Here is a 16,081-nt window from a genome sequence, read left to right on the forward strand (position 1 = left end):
TTCACTAGGGCACCAGGCCCATGGAGCACACCACGCGCGGCTCGCGCAAGGCAGTATCGTCTTCGGTGTAGGTCAGGCGGGCTTCTTCGCGCAGGGATTTGACGGCTCCGGCCAGCTCTTCGTCGTTGATGCCGCTGCGCATCAGGCGGTTGAGCAGGTCGGCGGCGGTTTCCAGCAACGGGCGCTGGTAGAGGTCGTCCAAGGCGCGCTCCAGTTCTTCGTCGCGGAACAGCGTTTTCATCTGCTCGGTGGCGTAGGGCTTGAGGCGCTCGTAGGCGCGCCTGCGCGGGCTGCTGGGGCGGCCCAGGCCGCCACCTACCGCTTTGTCCTGGCTCACGGCGAGTTGCAGGCCGTGCGCGACCAGCTCATGGTGCTGCGCCAGTCGCGGCACGGCCGCTGTGCCCGGCGCACATTCGGCGGCGCGGAGCACGGCAAAGTGGGATTCGGTCACGGTTTTGCCGTTGGCACCCACCCAGGCCAGGTGGTCATTGCCTTCGGGGGACTTGACGTAAACCAGCGCGCCACCTTGGGTTGCGTCCGTCCCCAATATAGGAAACCGTGCCTCATCCAGCACAAAGGCCTTGGCGCTGTAAACCACGGGCGGCAAGGCTTCCACGGCACTGGCCAGGTTGGGGTCGTCTTGGGTGGCTTGCTTCCAGATTTGCCAGGCGTAAGAGGCCAGGTCTACCTCGTCGTCGTTGTCGTCCAGCACACCTTGTTGTTCGGTGTAAAGGTTGCGGATGGTGTTGGCCTCTTCGTCTTCAAAGAAAGATTCGTCAGTGCCCACCACTTCGGCGTTTTCTTGCAGTCGCTGGCGAATGCGCGAGCGCAGTTGGATGAGCTGCTCGACCCCATCGGCTGGCAAGAACGAGTAGCAATGAATCTCTTCGGCGCGCTGGCCAATGCGGTCCACCCGACCCGCACGCTGAATCAAGCGGATGATGGCCCACGGCAGGTCAAAGTTGACCACCACGTTGCTGTCTTGCAGGTTTTGGCCTTCTGAGAGCACATCGGTGCAGATTAGCACCCGAACTTCGTCCGCCTTGGGGATTGTTTTGTTGTTGGACTTGGGGCTGAACCGGCAAGCCAACGCGTAGGGGTCGGCGCTGACACCGGTGGCAACTTCAACATGGGTTACGCCAGCATGGCGCAGTTCACGGGCCAGGTAGCGCGCGGTATCGGCAAATTGGGTAAAGACCAATACCTTGGTTTTGGCGTGCGTTTGGGTCACAAGGTGCTGCAAGGCCAGCAGTTTTTGGTCGTGCGCCGGGTTCCACTGGCCTTGTTGTCTGAGCAGTTCAGAAAGCGTTTGCGTGTCTTGCGCCAGGTTGGCAGCCAGCGATGGCTTGAACAGGTTGGGGCGTATCCACTTGAACCGCTTTTTATACGGGCCTGCGTATTGTGCGTAAACGGCCTTAGCGCGCGCCATGTCGTCCAGCAGACCATTGGCTTCAGTGGCGGTGTCCACCATACCGTCGAGCAAATCTTCCGGGTCGCCTTCAACACCGTCGGCATCTTCGTCCACACGTTCCAGGTCCAGCAGGCCAGCGTCCAGCACGCCCAGCGGCAAGTCCAGCCCTTGCTCGATGGCGTACTGGTAAATCTGGTTGCGCAAAATGTGCCGGTCGATTGACTGCAAGAAGGAAAAGCCGTTGGATTCCAGCCGCTTGAACAGGTTGGTGCGGCAAAAGCCCATCAGGCGTTTGCCAGCGCGGCCCAGGTTGTCAATGATCTTGCGCTCTGGGCCGGTGGCCTCTTTTTCTGCCAACGGGTCAACATACAGGCCCAGTCCATAGCGTGGTACATGCAGGGCGTTGATCTGGTCAACCACCGCCGCAGAGTAAAGCCGGGCATAGCGGTCAGCTGGGTTGGCCTCATCCACCGCAAACTGCAAGGACACGGGCTTACGCACCGGAAAGTAGCGCTTTTCGCCGTCTTTGCCCGCAATAAAACGGCGGCCTTGGGCATCAGCCGCGGTGTAGTGCTGGATGATGAAACTGCGGGTGCGGCGCACCATGTAGAGGCGAATCAGCTCGCGCCAGTCATCAAATTCGTCGCTCTTTTCAATCGCCAAAATGGAGTTGACGCGGCATTGGTACTTCCGCTCGAACTCGGCCTCGCCCATGCCAGTTTTGCGCATGTGGTGCTCTGGGCGGAGGCCGATGTTGGCTTTTTCGTCAATGAACAGGCGCAACTGGGCTGACAGATCAGCCTTGGTCTTGTTGTAAGGTGTGGCGGTGAGCAGTATCACCTTGGCATCGCAGCTTTTGATGTAGTCGGCAATGGCCTTGTAGCGCCTGCCCTCGCGGTTGCGCAGGTTGTGGCTTTCATCAATCAGCACCAACCGGTAGCGTTTCAGGCTAGGTAGCTTTTTGGTGACCTGTGAGATGGGCAACACCGTGCCGCGCAGGCCATAACTGGTGCGGTAACTCTCCCACATGGGTTCCAGATTTTTCGGACAGATGATGAGCGTCTCGTAGCCCAGATCGTCCTCAAACATGCGCGCCAGTGCCGTGGCCATGATGGTTTTTCCCAAGCCCACCACGTCGCCAATCATCACGCCGCCACGGCGGTGCAGGTGGCGGGCGGCGATCTTGACAGCGCCTTTTTGAAACTCAAACAACTCCTGCTCAAAGCGGACCGGTAGCCGGAACTGGCTCAAACCGGCACGTGCCTCAGTGCTGAGGTGGTAGGCGATGTTGAGATAAATATGGTGTGGCGGGATGGCATCCTCTCGTGCCCAGCTGGTCTCGATGATTTGCGCCAGGTCTTCTGACACATCCAGCGCCCAGCGGTCTCCCCAACGGGCATCAAACCACTTGGATAGTTTGTCAGTGGCCAGATGATCGAGCACGTCAACGTTAAGTTCACCTTGCTTGGACAAGCCCGACAAAGTGAGATTGCTGCTGCCCACAAAACCGGTGATCGGGTTGTTGATGTCGTCCCGAAACAAAAGGTAAAGCTTGGCGTGCAGCGGGTATGGCAGAAACAGCTTAACGACCAGTTGTTTGGCGCGCAGTTGTCGGGCCAGGCGGCGCAAACCGGCTTCATCTTGTCCGGTGGGAATACCCAGTGTGATCTGCTCACGCAGGTGCGCTGCAAACTGCATCTTCAAACGGCTGGCGGTTGCGTTGTCGATCAATCCGCCGTCTGCGGTCTGTCGGTACAAATCGCGAATCTCGTCATAAGGCGGGCGCTGCATACCCACCAGCACTCGGCACACTTGGCCCTCAAGCGGGTTCCAGGGCTGCACCAAATCGTCCACCGCCTGCCAACCGCGAAGATTGAGATACCCCACACAAAAGTCGGCCCGCTTGGAGACTTGCATGGTGCCGCGCAGCGTGCTGAGCAGCTCTTGGTCGATGTTGTCAAAGATGCGTGTCATGGGCTGGCTCGTTGTTTCCCTGGAACCCCGATTGTGCCCAAAGAATTTTGCAATCCCAATGACACGTCTGTCAAACTGAATGCTTCTTTTTAAATAGCTACTTACGCTTGTTGAATAAGCGCTAGAGACCAATTGTTATCATAAACCCAGTGTCTGCCAAACCTGCTCCATCCGCGCTGTGACCTCCGGGCTCATGGTCAGCGGTTTGCCCCATTCCCGTGTCGTCTCCCCGGTCCATTTGTTGGTGGCATCCAGCCCCATCTTGCTGCCCAGACCACTCACCGGCGAGGCAAAGTCGAGGTAATCAATGGGCGTGTTGTCGGCCAGCAGCGTGTCGCGCACCGGGTCAACGCGGGTGGTGATGGCCCAGATCACTTCCGTCCAATCGCGCACGTTCACGTCGTCGTCTACCACCACAATGAACTTGGTGTACATGAACTGGCGCAGAAAACTCCAGATGCCAAACATGATGCGCCGCGCGTGGCCGGGGTAGGCTTTTCGGATGCTGACCACCGCCATGCGGTAACTGCAACCCTCGGCAGGCAGGTAAAAGTCGGTGATCTCGGGGTATTGGCGTTGCAGCAGCGGCACAAACAGCTCGTTCAAGGCCAGCGCCAGCATGGCGGGCTCATCCGGTGGTTTACCGGTGTAGGTGGAGTGGTAGATGGGGGCGCGCCGCTGCGTGATGCGGTCAATGGCGAACACCGGGAACTCGGCGCACTCGTTGTAATAACCGGTGTGGTCACCAAACGGGCCCTCCAGAGCGTGTTCAAAACCGCTTTTGTGCTTAACGTCGGGGTAAATATGGCCTTCTAGCACGATTTCGGCAAAGGCGGGCACGCGCAAGCAGCTGCCCAGCGCCTTGACAACTTCGGTGCGGCAGCCGCGCAAAAGCCCGGCAAACTGGTATTCACTCAAACTGTCGGGCACGGGTGTCACCGCGCCCAAAATGGTGGCCGGGTCGGCACCCAGCGCCACACACACCGGGTAGGGCACACCGGGGTTTTGCTGGGCGTGGTCGCGGAAGTCCAACGCCCCACCGCGGTGCGGCAGCCAGCGCATGATGACCTTGTTGCGGGCCAGCACCTGCTGGCGGTAAATGCCCAGGTTTTGTCGTGCCTTGTGTGGCCCCTGGGTGATGACCAGGCCCCAGGTGATGAGCGGAGCCACGTCGCCCGGCCAGCAGTGCTGGATCGGCAGCTTGGCCAAATCCACATCCATGCCTTCCCAAACCACGTCCTGGCAGGGTGCGCTGCTGAGTTCTTTGGGCGACATGCTCCACAGGGTTTTGACCAGGCCGCGCATGCCGACGAGTTCCTTGAAGCCTTTGGGCGCTTCGGGCTCTTTGAGGTTGGCCAGCACGTGGCCAAACTGGCGCAGTTCGCTCACGTCCTTCACGCCCATGCCTAAAGCCACGCGGCGGGTGGTGCCAAACAGGTTACCCAGCACTGGCATGGTGTGGCCGGTGGGGTGCTCAAACAGCAAAGCCGGACCACCGGCGCGCAGAACCTTGTCGCACAGCGCCGTCATCTCCAAATGTGGCGAAACTTCTGCTTGCACGCGCTTGAGCTCACCCATTTGTTCTAGCTGGGTGATGAACTCTCTTAAATCTCGGTAGGCCACGGCAATGCTCTTAAGGTTGATGTGGAATGCTTAATTAGGGCCTGACCCTCATGGCGCTACCTTAAAGGCGTGGCCTTAAAAAAGTGATTGGGCTGACCAAGTTTTCTGATGCTAAGCTGAAGTTGTTCAAGGACAGCAACCAGCTTCAGAAGAAGGGGAAGGGCCAGTCCAAATGCATAGTACCAAGATTGGCAGAATAAAACATCACATACAGCTACTGCGCCAACAATTTGCACAGACTGAAACCTATCCTATAACGCAGGCATTCGACCCAGAAAGTAACTCGGTTATAGAACTCCTCACGAAGTTTTTATGGAGCAGCTAGAAATGCATAATCACGATGTTGCACTTCAGACTTGAATCCGCCGCTTTTTGTAGTGTGCCGGATCACAACATAGGAACGATCATGTTGCCCTTACAGTCATTATTTGCTATTGATTAAAGAGCGGTGTACGCTTAAATAGTGGGCGATAGAGGCCTATTTCTTTTAAGATAATTGTACTCTGACCCCAATTACTCTGACCCCAATTAGATCTAGAAATATTGTTTGGCAAAGTTAGCTATTGCAACGGCCAAAACGGCGGCCAACATCCACTGCAAAAGCGAGAACCTGCCGTCATGTTCGAGCATCTTGCGTTCAAGTCGCTCAATGTCAGAATGGACTGACTTTTCAAGAGCCTGAACGTCACCACGCGTCGCCAGCGATATCTCCATCACTTCGGTCAAGATGTCACGCTGGGCCTTGACAAAGGCTTCAACCTGCGCAGAAGCAATGCTGGATGCTTCAAGCTGTTTGACGTATTTCAGAGTATCAAAAGTGATGGTTGACATGCCTGGAAGGCTAACATTGCGACAAGCATGGCTCGCGGCTTTTTACAGTGTGCCGAACAACTACATGGGAACGATCATGCTGTCCTTGTGGTGATTATTTGCTATTAATTAGAGAGCTACTCACGCTTTACTGACGTGCGATGAAGGCAGATTTCTTCTGAATTAATTAGAATCTGCCTCCAATTACCTTATTTAGCAGGTTTTGGTTGGGAAAGGGTATAACGTCCCCTTTCCCCCCCCGCTTTTCTCAGCTACAAAAGCTTGACCAGGGCAACGGTCGTACCAGTCGCTACTGTGATGAATGCACCAAGTTTCATAGTAAGACGAAGCTCCATGGCTTGCATATCTTTGCTCATCAAATCAATACGGTTTTCTACCTGCAATATGTCCGCCTTAGTGGAGAGAGTTGATTCAAGCGCTTCCGACAGTGAGTCCTGCTGTGCTTGTGCGAAAGCAGCAGCTTGCTCACGTGGCATACCCGCTTTTTCAAGCCGATCAACGAATTTGAATGTATCGAATGTGATGGTGGACATACTTCAAAGTGTACAGCAGAGGCTCAAAGCAGGGAATTATTTCATTCATATGGGTGAGTTCAGATTCAAAAAGGGAAGCATCCCTTTCTATCTGCCAATTAATTGGAATCTGACCCCGATTAATCCCACCAGGTTGATGGTCGTCATGCATGGAAGTCTAAAATTGCGACAAGCATGACTTTTTACAGTGTGCCGGATCACAACATAGGAACGATCATGCTGTCCTTGTGATGCTTATTTGCTTTTAATCAGAGAGCTGCTTGTGTTTTACTGGCGGACGCCGGAGGCAGATTTCTTTTAAATTAATTGTACCCCGACCCCAATTAATTCATTATTTTTAAAAGCGCTGCAGTAATGCCACCAACGGCGATGGTCGTGCCAACAAACCATTTGACCATCTCGACCTTGAGTTCCGCTACTTCACGGCGAACAGATTCGATGTCTCCACGGGTTGCCAGTTGCTGCCCGTGTGACGTGTAGCGTTCGTCTATTTCTTTTTTAATGGATTCGGCTGCACGACGTGCGTTGTCGGCCGGCACATTGATGGCAGTTAAAGCTTCAAATATTTCGAGTTCCATTCGGTCGAGTCTAGCATTGTGAATGCGTATCTGCGTGATACACCTGAATAAAAAACCCTACCAGGTTACCCAGGCGGGGGTTTGTGCATGAATGCTATTGATTAAAGAGCTGCTTACGCTTGACTGGCGGGCGCTGAAGGCAGATTTCTTCTGAATTAATTAGAATCTGACCCCAATTACTCATTGCGGCAAGCATGGCTCTTTGTAGTGTGCCGGATAACAACATAGGCACGTCTTAATGCAGCACTTTGATCAGAGCCGCAAAGACGCCTACGGCGGCAAAATAGCGGTGGTAGTCCAACACTGGGATTTGGCTATGGCTTTGATCAGTTCTACCTTTAGCTCGGCAACCCCTTTGAGTACAGCCTCCACATCGCCATGCGTGGCAAGTTGCGAAGAGTGCAGCGCAAAACGTTTGTCAATTTCCCGATTGATCGACTCAACTGCGGCTTTGGCATTTTCTGGAGCAATGCCTGCACTGACGAAAGCGCTGTCAATTGCAAGTTCCATGAAAGTCAGTTTAATGCATCTTGCGGATTGCCTGAGCAGACGTCCATGAAAAACCCCCGCCAAGCTACCCAGGCGGGGGTTTGAGGTTTTTACCGTTAACTGGCTTGCGCCAGCGTCAGATTAAAACGTATGTTTAACACCAAAAGCAACGGCACTCACATCAGTGTCAGCAACCAGACCAGGATTGTCATATGTCATCATCTTCAGACCACCATAAACCGTGGTGCGCTTAGACAAGCCGTACGCTACAGCCAAACCGTAGCTTGAACGTTTTTGATCACCAGCTGTAACATTGTCTGATGATTTAGCGTAACCAACACCTAACGTCATATTAGCCGACACAGGAATGTCAGCACCAATAGCAAACTCAGTAGTGTCAGCACCAGAAACATTAGCTACGTTAGACACTTTGCCATACTGAAGCTTAGCTTTTGCAACGCCAAAATCGTACGCACCACCCAAGCGGGTGTATGCGACATCATTGGCATTGTTATTAAGATCTTCTTTCTGATATGCCAACTCTGCGCCCAGAGGGCCACCAGAGTATGTCAAATTGAATGCCGTGGTCGCCTTAGCACCAGCTGGGAGACCATTTGCGTCTTCAGCCAAAGCGTAAGAAACAGCGCCTGAGAGTCCACTCATGTTAGGAGCTTGGTAGTGAATTTGGTTTGTTGCCTTGCCGGCGTGCTGAACTGAGCGAAACACTGCACCAGCATTTTTCAAACCACTTGCCATTGTGAAACCATTGGCAGGGGCCAGGTCAGAATCGAAAAGAGAGGCAGAACGAGCCTGAGCATCATCAAATGCAGTACCAGCCACACCAAACTTCACGGCGCCAAAGCCACCAGAAAAACCAACATTTGCTGCGCGAGTGAAACCAGTACCAGCGCCATCATCCATATTGAAGCCTTGCTCTAATTGGAAATTAGCTTTCAAGCCGCCACCCAAGTCTTCAGAGCCACGCATGCCCCAACGAGAAGAAGAAACGCCGCCAGAAACCATCTCTGTTGTGCGAGTAGTTACACCGGCAGTTTTGGTGCTAATGGAGCCAACCCAAACGTCAGCGATGCCATACAAAGTTACAGAAGATTGAGCCATTGCGGCGCCAGAAGCAGCCAGAACGGCCATTGCGATTAGGGATTTTTTCATTTCAAATTTCTCCAAGGTTAAACATAAAGGCTTTGAAATCAAGTCGTTTCAAAGCCCTGAGCCAACCTCCTGTTTAAGGAAGTTAGACGTATTGAAACAGATGCCAATCGTTTTTATCGGAATAACGTCTAAAAACGCTGCCGAAAGCTGCGCAAGCGTGGTGATCTTGCAACAAATTGCAACCAAACAAGGTAATTCAATGACAAGCACTCCTCTTAAATAGAAAAAGCCGCCCGGGGGCGGCTTTTTCTTCGTCAGCTTAGCTGAATAGGTTATCAGAACGCGTGGCGAATACCAACAGCCATCAAGCTGTGCTTGACATCGTTTGTTCCCGCTTTACTGATTTTGTCTGATTCATAACCACCATAGACAGATGTACGCTTAGACAAGCTATAGGAAGCACCAAACCCGAGACCATCACGCTTGAAGTCGCCAGCTGTAACGTTGTCGTTGGAGCGGGCATAGCTAGCTGAAACCGTAAGGTTACTAGACACAGAATAGTCTAAACCAAACTGCCATTCAGCAACATCAGCACCACTGACATTGGCAACATTGGTAACTTTTCCGTAAGATGCCATGATGGTTGCCACGCCAAGATTGTAAGAACCACCCAAGCGTGTGTAGGCTGTATCGTTGACTTGATTGTTGAAGTTATCAACTTGGTAGCCGAATTGCAAAGCCAATGGACCGTTGCCATAAGTCAAATTCAAACTGGTAACGGATAAAGCGCCTGCAGGCAAGCCATTAGCATCTTCAGCCAGTGAATAGCTGACTGCACCACTAAAACCACCCATGCTTGGAGCTTGGTAGAAAATGCCGTTGTTTGGACGCCCGGTATAACCTCCGCTTATGAATACGCCGTTATTGGCTGGTGACAATGCAGAGTCAAAAACCGCGTCAGCAGAACCACCTACGTCGTCAAAGGCAGTTGTCATGCGGCCCAAGCGCACTTCACCAAAACCACCAGAAAAGCCTACCCACGACTGGCGTGAAAATGCCAGCGTTGCAGCACTGGCCGCACCAGTATCAAGAGCAAAGCCTTGCTCCAAATTGAAATTGGCTTTTAAGCCCCCACCCAAATCCTCAGAGCCTTTAACGCCCCAACGCGAAGAACTTACACCACCATCACCCAAGGTAGTTACAGATTGACTGGTAACACCGTTGTCATTTTTGACTGAACCTACCCATGCATCCACAACCCCGTAAACAGTCACAGTCGATTGTGCAAACGAAGCACCAGAAGCAGCCAACACGGCCAATGCCACTAAACTTTTTTTCATGAAAAACTCCTAAGGTTAAAAATCACCAAACAGACTTTGTGACTGGTTTGGTGCAGCGAACAAAAATTCACATAACTTATTTCAGCACAGAACCCGTCTTCAGCCCTTGTTCTGCTGGATTACACGCAAGTTACATTCCAACCTTAACTGAATGTGTGGCAAGGATGCCACATTTGAGTTTCCATCAGTGCGTTCTTTTGGATTAGCCATACGACTGGCCAGCCAAGCAAAATCATTGACCCTTTCAAAATCACTAAAGTGAGCACCAGAGTCGCACCAAACAAGGGAAAACCCTTGTGGGGTAAATCCCCAAAGCAGTGCAGATGAGGTGCATGGAGAGCCGCAAAACTTTTACACTGGTTATTCAAAACGCATAGTCGAACTGCTTAATTTTTTATTTTTTCATCAATGAGCCACAAACATCATGATCAACTTTGACACACCCCATGCTCGAAATTTCAAAACGCGCCGTCTGGCTTTGGCTTGCGTATTGTGTGCCGCGCCCCTGGCGCAAGCGCAAACTGGCTCGGGTGTCACGCTTTATGGTCTGGCCGATGCTGGCATCACCTCTGTGAGCGGTTTGAAAGCGGGCACGGTGACGCAGTTGGCCAGCGGCATCATGGAGGGCTCGCGCTGGGGCATGAAGGGCAATGAAGATTTGGGCGGCGGCTACAAAGCCATTTTTTCGCTCGAGAGTCGCGTGGAGCTGGACACGGGAAGCAACAGCAGTCGACCGATTTCAGGCAATCAAATTTCTGATCGTTTCTCAACGGCCACGCTTTTGGGCTTGCCAGCCGCTTATCAACCGTTTGTGAATGGTGTGGTGGGGGCGGCTGGTGCGCCTGGCACTTTATTGAATGAATATGGCGTGAACGTGGGAACTTACGGTAATCGCTTGTTTGACCGTCAAGCTTATGTGGGCTTGGTGACACCCGCAGGTGCTGTTTTGGCTGGCCGCCTGTACACACCTGCGTTCGAAACCCATGCGGCTTACGACATTATGGAAACACAGTCTGGCCTGTCTTCCGGGCAAATTGTTGCTTTTCCAGCAGTTCTGGAAATTCGCAAATCTAATTCGCTTCAATATCGTTTTGTGAAAGACGGTGTGTCTGGTGCGTTGATGTATTCTTTGGGCGACAGTGGAGAAAATGCCAATAATTCCAGCAAGATGTTTGGCTTGAATGCCAATTACAAAACTGGCGATTTTTCGGTGGGATTGGGCTACAACAAGGCCAACAACGAGTTGGGGCAAGCTTCTTTGACGACCTCTGTATTGGGCGCGTCAATGCAATTTGGTAGCGATAAGTTGACCGGTATGGTGATCAAGATCAATGACGACAACCCCAGTTCGTTGTCTGGCATTGCTGCTGCGCTGACTCCAGCTGCAACCGCTGCACTAGACGCAACGTTTGGCGCAGGTGCTGGAGCTGCTGCAGCCAGACAGATTCAAGCCGCCTATGTGAATGCCTTTAAACAAGACGGTACTTTGATCCACATTGGTTACCGTCATGTGGTTGGGAAAAATACGATTTCTGTCGCTTACAGCGATTACAACGACAACCGCCCCGCCAATGCGGACGTATCCTCATATGGTGCAGCCTATACCTATGCACTGTCTAAGCGTACTGATCTGAACGCTGTTTGGGTGCGATTCAACAACAAAAATCTGGCTCAAGTTGCACCCGGCGGCAATGGCTATATTGGTGGTGTCACGGCAACTGCCGGCACCGATTCCACAGGCATCGCTTTTGGCATTCGCCACCGCTTTTAAATTGCGCGAATGTTCATGTCAAAGGCTCCGAAAGGAGCCTTTTTTTATTAGGCCGTTTTGACAAATTGGCTCAATGGCGTGCTTGGACTTGAGATCACCCATCGTGCAACAATTCAGCATTATTTGACGTGAGACCGACATGATCGACCGCTTTTTCACCACCCTAGACTCCGCCCTGCGCACCGTTTTCACCACCCACACCGGCGCGCAGCCTTGCCCCACCGTGCCGGGCGATGCCACTGAACTCTCAGAACTTGATAAAAAGCAGGCTGGCGCCCTGATGCGCGTCAACCACGTGGGCGAGGTGTGCGCCCAGGCGCTTTACACAGCGCAGGCTTTTGCTACACAAAACGAAGCACTTCGTGCACATTTCATAAGCGCTGGAGCCGAAGAAACCAACCATCTGGCATGGACGGAGCAGCGCTTGAAAGAACTCGGCGACCGGCCATCTTTGCTGAACCCCTTGTGGTACGCCGGAGCGTTTGGCATTGGGCTGATGGCCGGGCGGCTGGGCGACAAAGTGAGTTTGGGCTTTGTGGTGGAGACCGAAAACCAGGTTGAAGCACACCTGGACAGCCACTTGAGCCGCTTGCCTGCCGGTGACCATGCTTCGCGCGCCATCGTGGCGCAAATGAAGGACGACGAGGCGCGCCATGCACTCAATGCCAAAGAGCTGGGGGCGGTGGATTTGCCCGCGCCCGTCAAAGGCCTGATGACCGCCGTGGCCAAGGTCATGACCACCGTGGCGCATCGGGTGTGAGCCCAATCGCCAGCGCCAGCTTGGCGTCGTTGTTCAACCCAAAGGGGTGGTGTTCATGTCAGGAAACTTTGTCTTGAGTGCAAACAGTCCGTCAGCAGCGCGTTTTCGCCACCCTGGGCCACGTTCCATGAGGTCAACCCAGGTCTCATGCAGAAGGTCTGCATCGTTTTCAGCCAGATAGTCGATAAGGCCCGCTGCCTGTTCAATATCTTTGGCTGCTTTGATGCGCATGTTTTGAGGGCGCTCACCATAGACCAGCAGTTTGTGCAGGGCGTATTTTTCTGGCGGTGGAGCGTTGACCGTGATCGGGCCACGCTGCGCCAGTAGTGTGATCTGAATGGGGGCCACCATGGAAAATTCCATGAACTTGAGCGGCTGCATGGTCGCGTTCAAAGACTTGATCAATATGGGCGTGTCGCCCCCCCTGTGCAGCGATGTGACAAAATCAATTTGCAAGTCGGTTTCGTCTGATTTGACGTAGGTGGTTAGGCTTCTAACTGGTACAAAGCCCATTTTCAGGGCTTCGATTTCGCTGCCCATGTCCATCGTTACATCTGAAGGAATGGCCACCGAAACATTGCGACCAGCGTGCGCAAAATCTAAATCTACCGTCTGCGCAGCAGATTGCCAGCGAACGCCCAGGTAGTTTTGGTACGCCATGTAGACGTGTGTACCGACAAGGATTCCCCCGGCTCTGAAAAACCCAGCATCCGCCAAACGTTCGATGATCTTCGCATGACTGCTGACGATGGCGGGGCAACCCGCTGCAATCGCTTGGCGTGTGAGTTGCCGCAGATGCGTTTTTGTTCCATCACCGCAGCGGTGTTGCGCAATGAGTTGCGTCAACTCATCCGATGCAAGCCCCAAAAAAATTTGCGTTTGCTTACCGGTCAAGTCTGGCGTCTGGTAGTACCAGTAGGCATGACCTTTGACCAATTTTCTGGAAAAACTTCCGGGCAGCGATGCCACTGAGCGCACCCCTTCCAGCATGCTCGCGCTGTTGAGTGAGGCATACGCAGTTTGGGCTGCGGTTGACAGGGGGGTATAGAACACGAAAGTTATACTGAGAAAGATAAATTTCAGTATAACCACATCCCAGCTCAAAAATTCAACCGTGTCAACGCTTGTTTAAGCGCTGGCAAAAACCATGGTGCACCGCGTTTTGAGGGTCAATGACTGAGTAGTTTGACAAGCACTGCAATGATGCCGCCAATGACCAAACCAAGCATCCACTTGATCTGAGAAACTTCCGTTTTAAGCATGGCCATGTCAGTTTTTAGGGGTGACAGTGCGGTATCGAGTCCTTTGTTGGTAACCAACTCGTCCTGAGCTTCGGCAATGACGCGCAAGACGGTCTCTGCCTGATCTGCAGAAAATCCTGCCGATTTCAGCCGATCAGACAATTTCAGGGCATCGAAAGTGATTCTGCTCATGTCGCTAATTTATGCTAAATCTCCAGCACCTCAAAGCTGGTGGTGATCTGCGCGGTCTTACCCAGCATGACGCTGGCTGAGCAATATTTGTCGTGGCTCATGGCAATGGCGCGCTCGACTGCGGCGGCGGGTACGTCCTTGCCGCTCACGGTGAAATGCATGTTGATTTTGGTGAACACCTTGGGGTCAACTTCAGCGCGTTCGGCTTCCAGTTTGACGCTGCAGCCCAGCACGTGGTGGCGACCACGCTTCAAGATCAGCACCACGTCGTAAGCGGTGCAGCCGCCAGCACCAGCCAGCAGCGTCTCCATGGGGCGCGGTGCCAGGTTTTGGCCACCGTTTTCGGGCTTGGCGGCATCTGGGGCACCGTCCATCACCAGCGTATGGCCACTGCCGGTTTCGGCCACAAAGCCCATGCCAGAGCGCGTGCCCAAAGCGCCGGTCCAGTTGACTGTGCATTCCATGCTGTTACCTTTCAAATTCATAAGTCGATTGTGTCGCAGACAAAACTGATGCGTTTACATGCTTTAATAGATGCTAATTAAAGCATTGTTTTTAGTGCAAAGGAGTCCTGATGGATACCGTTTTATCCCATTTTGCAGTCAGTGTGACTGAACTCAAACGCAACTATGCTGATATTTTGAAGCAAGCCGACGATGCCCCTGTGGCCGTGCTTAACCACAACCGCCCCGAGGCCTACCTGTTGCCCGCCAGCCATTACGAGCGTTTGATGGCCTATCTGGAAGACCTGGAAGATGCCAAGCTGGTGCGCGAACGCGCCAACGGGCCCTTTGTCGAGGTGAGTCTTGACGCCTTATAGGTTGCGTTTTCACACCCTGGCGCTGCAAGAATGGCAGCAGCTTGATGCCAGCGTGCGCACGCCCCTCAAGAAAAAATTGGCCGAGCGCCTGGCCTTGCCCCGTGTGCCCGCAGCTGCACTGCATGGCCTGCCCAACTGCTACAAAATCAAATTGCACAGTGTGGGCTACCGGCTGGTGTACCGTGTGGATGATGATGAAATTTTTGTCACCGTCATTGCCGCTGGTCGGCGCGACAAAAGCAAGGTCTACCAAGCTGCCGCCCAGCGTCTGAATTAATTGATCCCCTCTTTGAACTTTATTAGCCATGTCCAGCAACCCTAGCCCAGCGTCTAACCTCACCCCTTCTGACTACCTGAAAAAAATCCTCACCGCCCGGGTCTATGACGTGGCGGTAGAAACCCCGTTGGAGCTGGCGCAGGGCTTGAGCCAACGCCTGCACAACACCGTGCTCTTGAAGCGCGAAGACCAGCAACCGGTACACAGCTTCAAGCTGCGCGGCGCCTACAACAAAATGGCGCACCTGACTGCGGAGCAGCTCAAGAAAGGCGTGATTTGCGCCTCAGCCGGCAACCACGCGCAAGGCGTGGCGCTCAGTGCCCAGCGGCTGGGCGCACGCGCCGTCATCGTCATGCCCACCACCACCCCGGCGCTTAAAGTGGATGCGGTGCGCGGCTTTGGTGGCGAGGTGGTGCTGTTTGGCGACAGTTACTCTGACGCCTATGGCCATGCGCTGGCACTCGAACTCGCCGAGGGTTTGACCTTTGTGCACCCATTTGACGACCCCGATGTGATTGCCGGCCAAGGCACCATTGCCATGGAAATACTGCGCCAGCACCAAGGGCGACTGGATGCGGTGTTTGTCGCCATTGGCGGCGGCGGCCTGGTCAGCGGCGTGGCCAACTACATCAAGGCGGTGCGCCCAGAGATCAAGGTGATTGGCGTGCAGATGAACGACTCTGATGCCATGGCGCAGTCGGTCGAGGCGCAAGCCCGCGTCACGCTGCCCGATGTCGGGCTGTTTTCAGATGGCACTGCCGTCAAGCTGGTGGGCGAAGAGACTTTTCGGGTGGCCAGTGACCTGGTCGACAGTTACTTGCGGGTTGATACCGACGCCGTGTGCGCCGCCATCAAAGACGTGTTTGTGGACACCCGCAGCATTGTCGAGCCCGCCGGTGCCTTGGCCGTGGCGGCCATCAAACAGTACGTGGCACAGCACAAAACCCAAGGCGAAACCTACGCCGCCATTTTGTGCGGTGCCAACATGAACTTTGACCGACTGCGCTTTGTGGCCGAACGTGCCGAAGTGGGTGAAGAGCGCGAAGCCTTGTTTGCCGTGACCATCCCTGAAGAGCGCGGCAGTTTCAGGCGCTTTTGCGAGCTCATTGGCAACCTGCCCAGCTTTGGCGG

16 protein-coding genes are annotated in these 16,081 nt (G+C 53.8%); 5 read left to right on the forward strand and 11 right to left on the reverse strand.

Annotation, left to right across the window (positions count from 1 at the left end):
• Positions 1 to 4: 4 nt before the first annotated feature.
• The 8 genes from PHT20_RS04505 to PHT20_RS04540 all read right to left on the reverse strand — a co-directional run bounded on the left by PHT20_RS04505 (position 5) and on the right by PHT20_RS04540 (position 9,889).
• Positions 5 to 3,385: a helicase-related protein gene (locus PHT20_RS04505; protein ID WP_301019593.1), complete on the reverse strand. Its 3,381-nt coding sequence runs from the start codon at positions 3,383 to 3,385 to the stop codon at positions 5 to 7.
• Between the two features lie 138 nt (positions 3,386 to 3,523).
• Positions 3,524 to 5,008 (reverse strand): 4-hydroxy-3-polyprenylbenzoate decarboxylase, encoded by a 1,485-nt coding sequence (gene ubiD / locus PHT20_RS04510; protein WP_301019594.1) that lies wholly within the window; start codon positions 5,006 to 5,008, stop codon positions 3,524 to 3,526.
• Positions 5,009 to 5,542: 534 nt separating this feature from the next.
• A complete protein-coding gene (locus tag PHT20_RS04515) occupies positions 5,543 to 5,839 on the reverse strand; it encodes a hypothetical protein (protein WP_301019595.1) in 297 nt (98 codons plus the stop codon).
• A gap of 251 nt (positions 5,840 to 6,090) precedes the next feature.
• Positions 6,091 to 6,372, reverse strand: coding sequence for a DUF1640 domain-containing protein (locus PHT20_RS04520; RefSeq protein WP_300088475.1), 282 nt, complete (start codon positions 6,370 to 6,372; stop codon positions 6,091 to 6,093).
• A gap of 323 nt (positions 6,373 to 6,695) precedes the next feature.
• Positions 6,696 to 6,950, reverse strand: coding sequence for a hypothetical protein (locus tag PHT20_RS04525; protein ID WP_300088477.1), 255 nt, complete (start codon positions 6,948 to 6,950; stop codon positions 6,696 to 6,698).
• A 270-nt stretch (positions 6,951 to 7,220) separates the two neighbouring features.
• Positions 7,221 to 7,460 (reverse strand): hypothetical protein, encoded by a 240-nt coding sequence (locus PHT20_RS04530; RefSeq protein ID WP_301019596.1) that lies wholly within the window; start codon positions 7,458 to 7,460, stop codon positions 7,221 to 7,223.
• Between the two features lie 120 nt (positions 7,461 to 7,580).
• Entirely contained in the window at positions 7,581 to 8,609 is a 1,029-nt protein-coding gene (locus PHT20_RS04535) for a porin (protein WP_301019597.1), read from the reverse strand.
• 275 nt (positions 8,610 to 8,884) lie between these two features.
• A complete protein-coding gene (locus PHT20_RS04540) occupies positions 8,885 to 9,889 on the reverse strand; it encodes a porin (RefSeq protein ID WP_301019598.1) in 1,005 nt (334 codons plus the stop codon).
• A gap of 424 nt (positions 9,890 to 10,313) precedes the next feature.
• Here PHT20_RS04540 and PHT20_RS04545 point away from each other — a divergent pair, with 424 nt between their 5' ends.
• On the forward strand, positions 10,314 to 11,660 hold the full coding sequence (locus tag PHT20_RS04545) for a porin (protein WP_300088559.1): 1,347 nt from the start codon (positions 10,314 to 10,316) through the stop codon (positions 11,658 to 11,660).
• Between the two features lie 139 nt (positions 11,661 to 11,799).
• Complete coding sequence (gene coq7, locus PHT20_RS04550) at positions 11,800 to 12,420, forward strand: 2-polyprenyl-3-methyl-6-methoxy-1,4-benzoquinone monooxygenase (RefSeq protein WP_301019599.1); 621 nt, start codon at positions 11,800 to 11,802, stop codon at positions 12,418 to 12,420.
• A 33-nt stretch (positions 12,421 to 12,453) separates the two neighbouring features.
• Here coq7 and PHT20_RS04555 read toward each other — a convergent pair whose 3' ends face one another.
• The 3 genes from PHT20_RS04555 to PHT20_RS04565 form a co-directional block, all read right to left on the reverse strand.
• Positions 12,454 to 13,524, reverse strand: a complete 1,071-nt coding sequence (locus PHT20_RS04555; RefSeq protein ID WP_301019600.1) for a nucleotidyltransferase domain-containing protein — start codon at positions 13,522 to 13,524, stop codon at positions 12,454 to 12,456.
• 65 nt (positions 13,525 to 13,589) lie between these two features.
• Positions 13,590 to 13,853 (reverse strand): hypothetical protein, encoded by a 264-nt coding sequence (locus PHT20_RS04560; RefSeq protein ID WP_301019601.1) that lies wholly within the window; start codon positions 13,851 to 13,853, stop codon positions 13,590 to 13,592.
• A 14-nt stretch (positions 13,854 to 13,867) separates the two neighbouring features.
• Positions 13,868 to 14,317 carry an OsmC family protein gene (locus tag PHT20_RS04565; RefSeq protein ID WP_301019602.1) on the reverse strand — a complete coding sequence of 150 codons (450 nt, stop codon included), beginning with the start codon at positions 14,315 to 14,317 and terminating at the stop codon, positions 13,868 to 13,870.
• 110 nt (positions 14,318 to 14,427) lie between these two features.
• Here PHT20_RS04565 and PHT20_RS04570 point away from each other — a divergent pair, with 110 nt between their 5' ends.
• The 3 genes from PHT20_RS04570 to ilvA form a co-directional block, all read left to right on the forward strand.
• Entirely contained in the window at positions 14,428 to 14,673 is a 246-nt protein-coding gene (locus tag PHT20_RS04570; protein ID WP_300088085.1) for a type II toxin-antitoxin system Phd/YefM family antitoxin, read from the forward strand.
• Positions 14,660 to 14,950: a type II toxin-antitoxin system RelE/ParE family toxin gene (locus tag PHT20_RS04575; protein WP_300088087.1), complete on the forward strand. Its 291-nt coding sequence runs from the start codon at positions 14,660 to 14,662 to the stop codon at positions 14,948 to 14,950. The genes PHT20_RS04570 and PHT20_RS04575 overlap by 14 nt, the downstream gene beginning before the upstream one ends.
• 28 nt (positions 14,951 to 14,978) lie before the next feature.
• Positions 14,979 to 16,081, forward strand: a 1,103-nt coding sequence (gene ilvA / locus PHT20_RS04580) for a threonine ammonia-lyase, biosynthetic (protein WP_301019603.1), incomplete at its 3' end; no start/stop codon positions are given.

It is taken from the genome of Rhodoferax sp., assembly GCF_028715765.1.
GTDB lineage: Bacteria > Pseudomonadota > Gammaproteobacteria > Burkholderiales > Burkholderiaceae_C > Rhodoferax.

Coding starts and splice junctions, on each gene's coding strand:
- PHT20_RS04525 (WP_300088477.1), bottom strand. CDS start 6,950: ATGGAACTCGAAATATTTGAAGCTTTAACTGCCATCAATGTGCCGGCC.
- PHT20_RS04535 (WP_301019597.1), bottom strand. CDS start 8,609: ATGAAAAAATCCCTAATCGCAATGGCCGTTCTGGCTGCTTCTGGCGCC.
- PHT20_RS04570 (WP_300088085.1), top strand. CDS start 14,428: ATGGATACCGTTTTATCCCATTTTGCAGTCAGTGTGACTGAACTCAAA.
- coq7 (WP_301019599.1), top strand. CDS start 11,800: ATGATCGACCGCTTTTTCACCACCCTAGACTCCGCCCTGCGCACCGTT.
- PHT20_RS04545 (WP_300088559.1), top strand. CDS start 10,314: ATGATCAACTTTGACACACCCCATGCTCGAAATTTCAAAACGCGCCGT.
- PHT20_RS04560 (WP_301019601.1), bottom strand. CDS start 13,853: ATGAGCAGAATCACTTTCGATGCCCTGAAATTGTCTGATCGGCTGAAA.
- PHT20_RS04505 (WP_301019593.1), bottom strand. CDS start 3,385: ATGACACGCATCTTTGACAACATCGACCAAGAGCTGCTCAGCACGCTG.
- PHT20_RS04520 (WP_300088475.1), bottom strand. CDS start 6,372: ATGTCCACCATCACATTCGATACATTCAAATTCGTTGATCGGCTTGAA.
- PHT20_RS04515 (WP_301019595.1), bottom strand. CDS start 5,839: ATGTCAACCATCACTTTTGATACTCTGAAATACGTCAAACAGCTTGAA.
- PHT20_RS04530 (WP_301019596.1), bottom strand. CDS start 7,460: ATGGAACTTGCAATTGACAGCGCTTTCGTCAGTGCAGGCATTGCTCCA.
- PHT20_RS04565 (WP_301019602.1), bottom strand. CDS start 14,317: ATGGAATGCACAGTCAACTGGACCGGCGCTTTGGGCACGCGCTCTGGC.
- PHT20_RS04540 (WP_301019598.1), bottom strand. CDS start 9,889: ATGAAAAAAAGTTTAGTGGCATTGGCCGTGTTGGCTGCTTCTGGTGCT.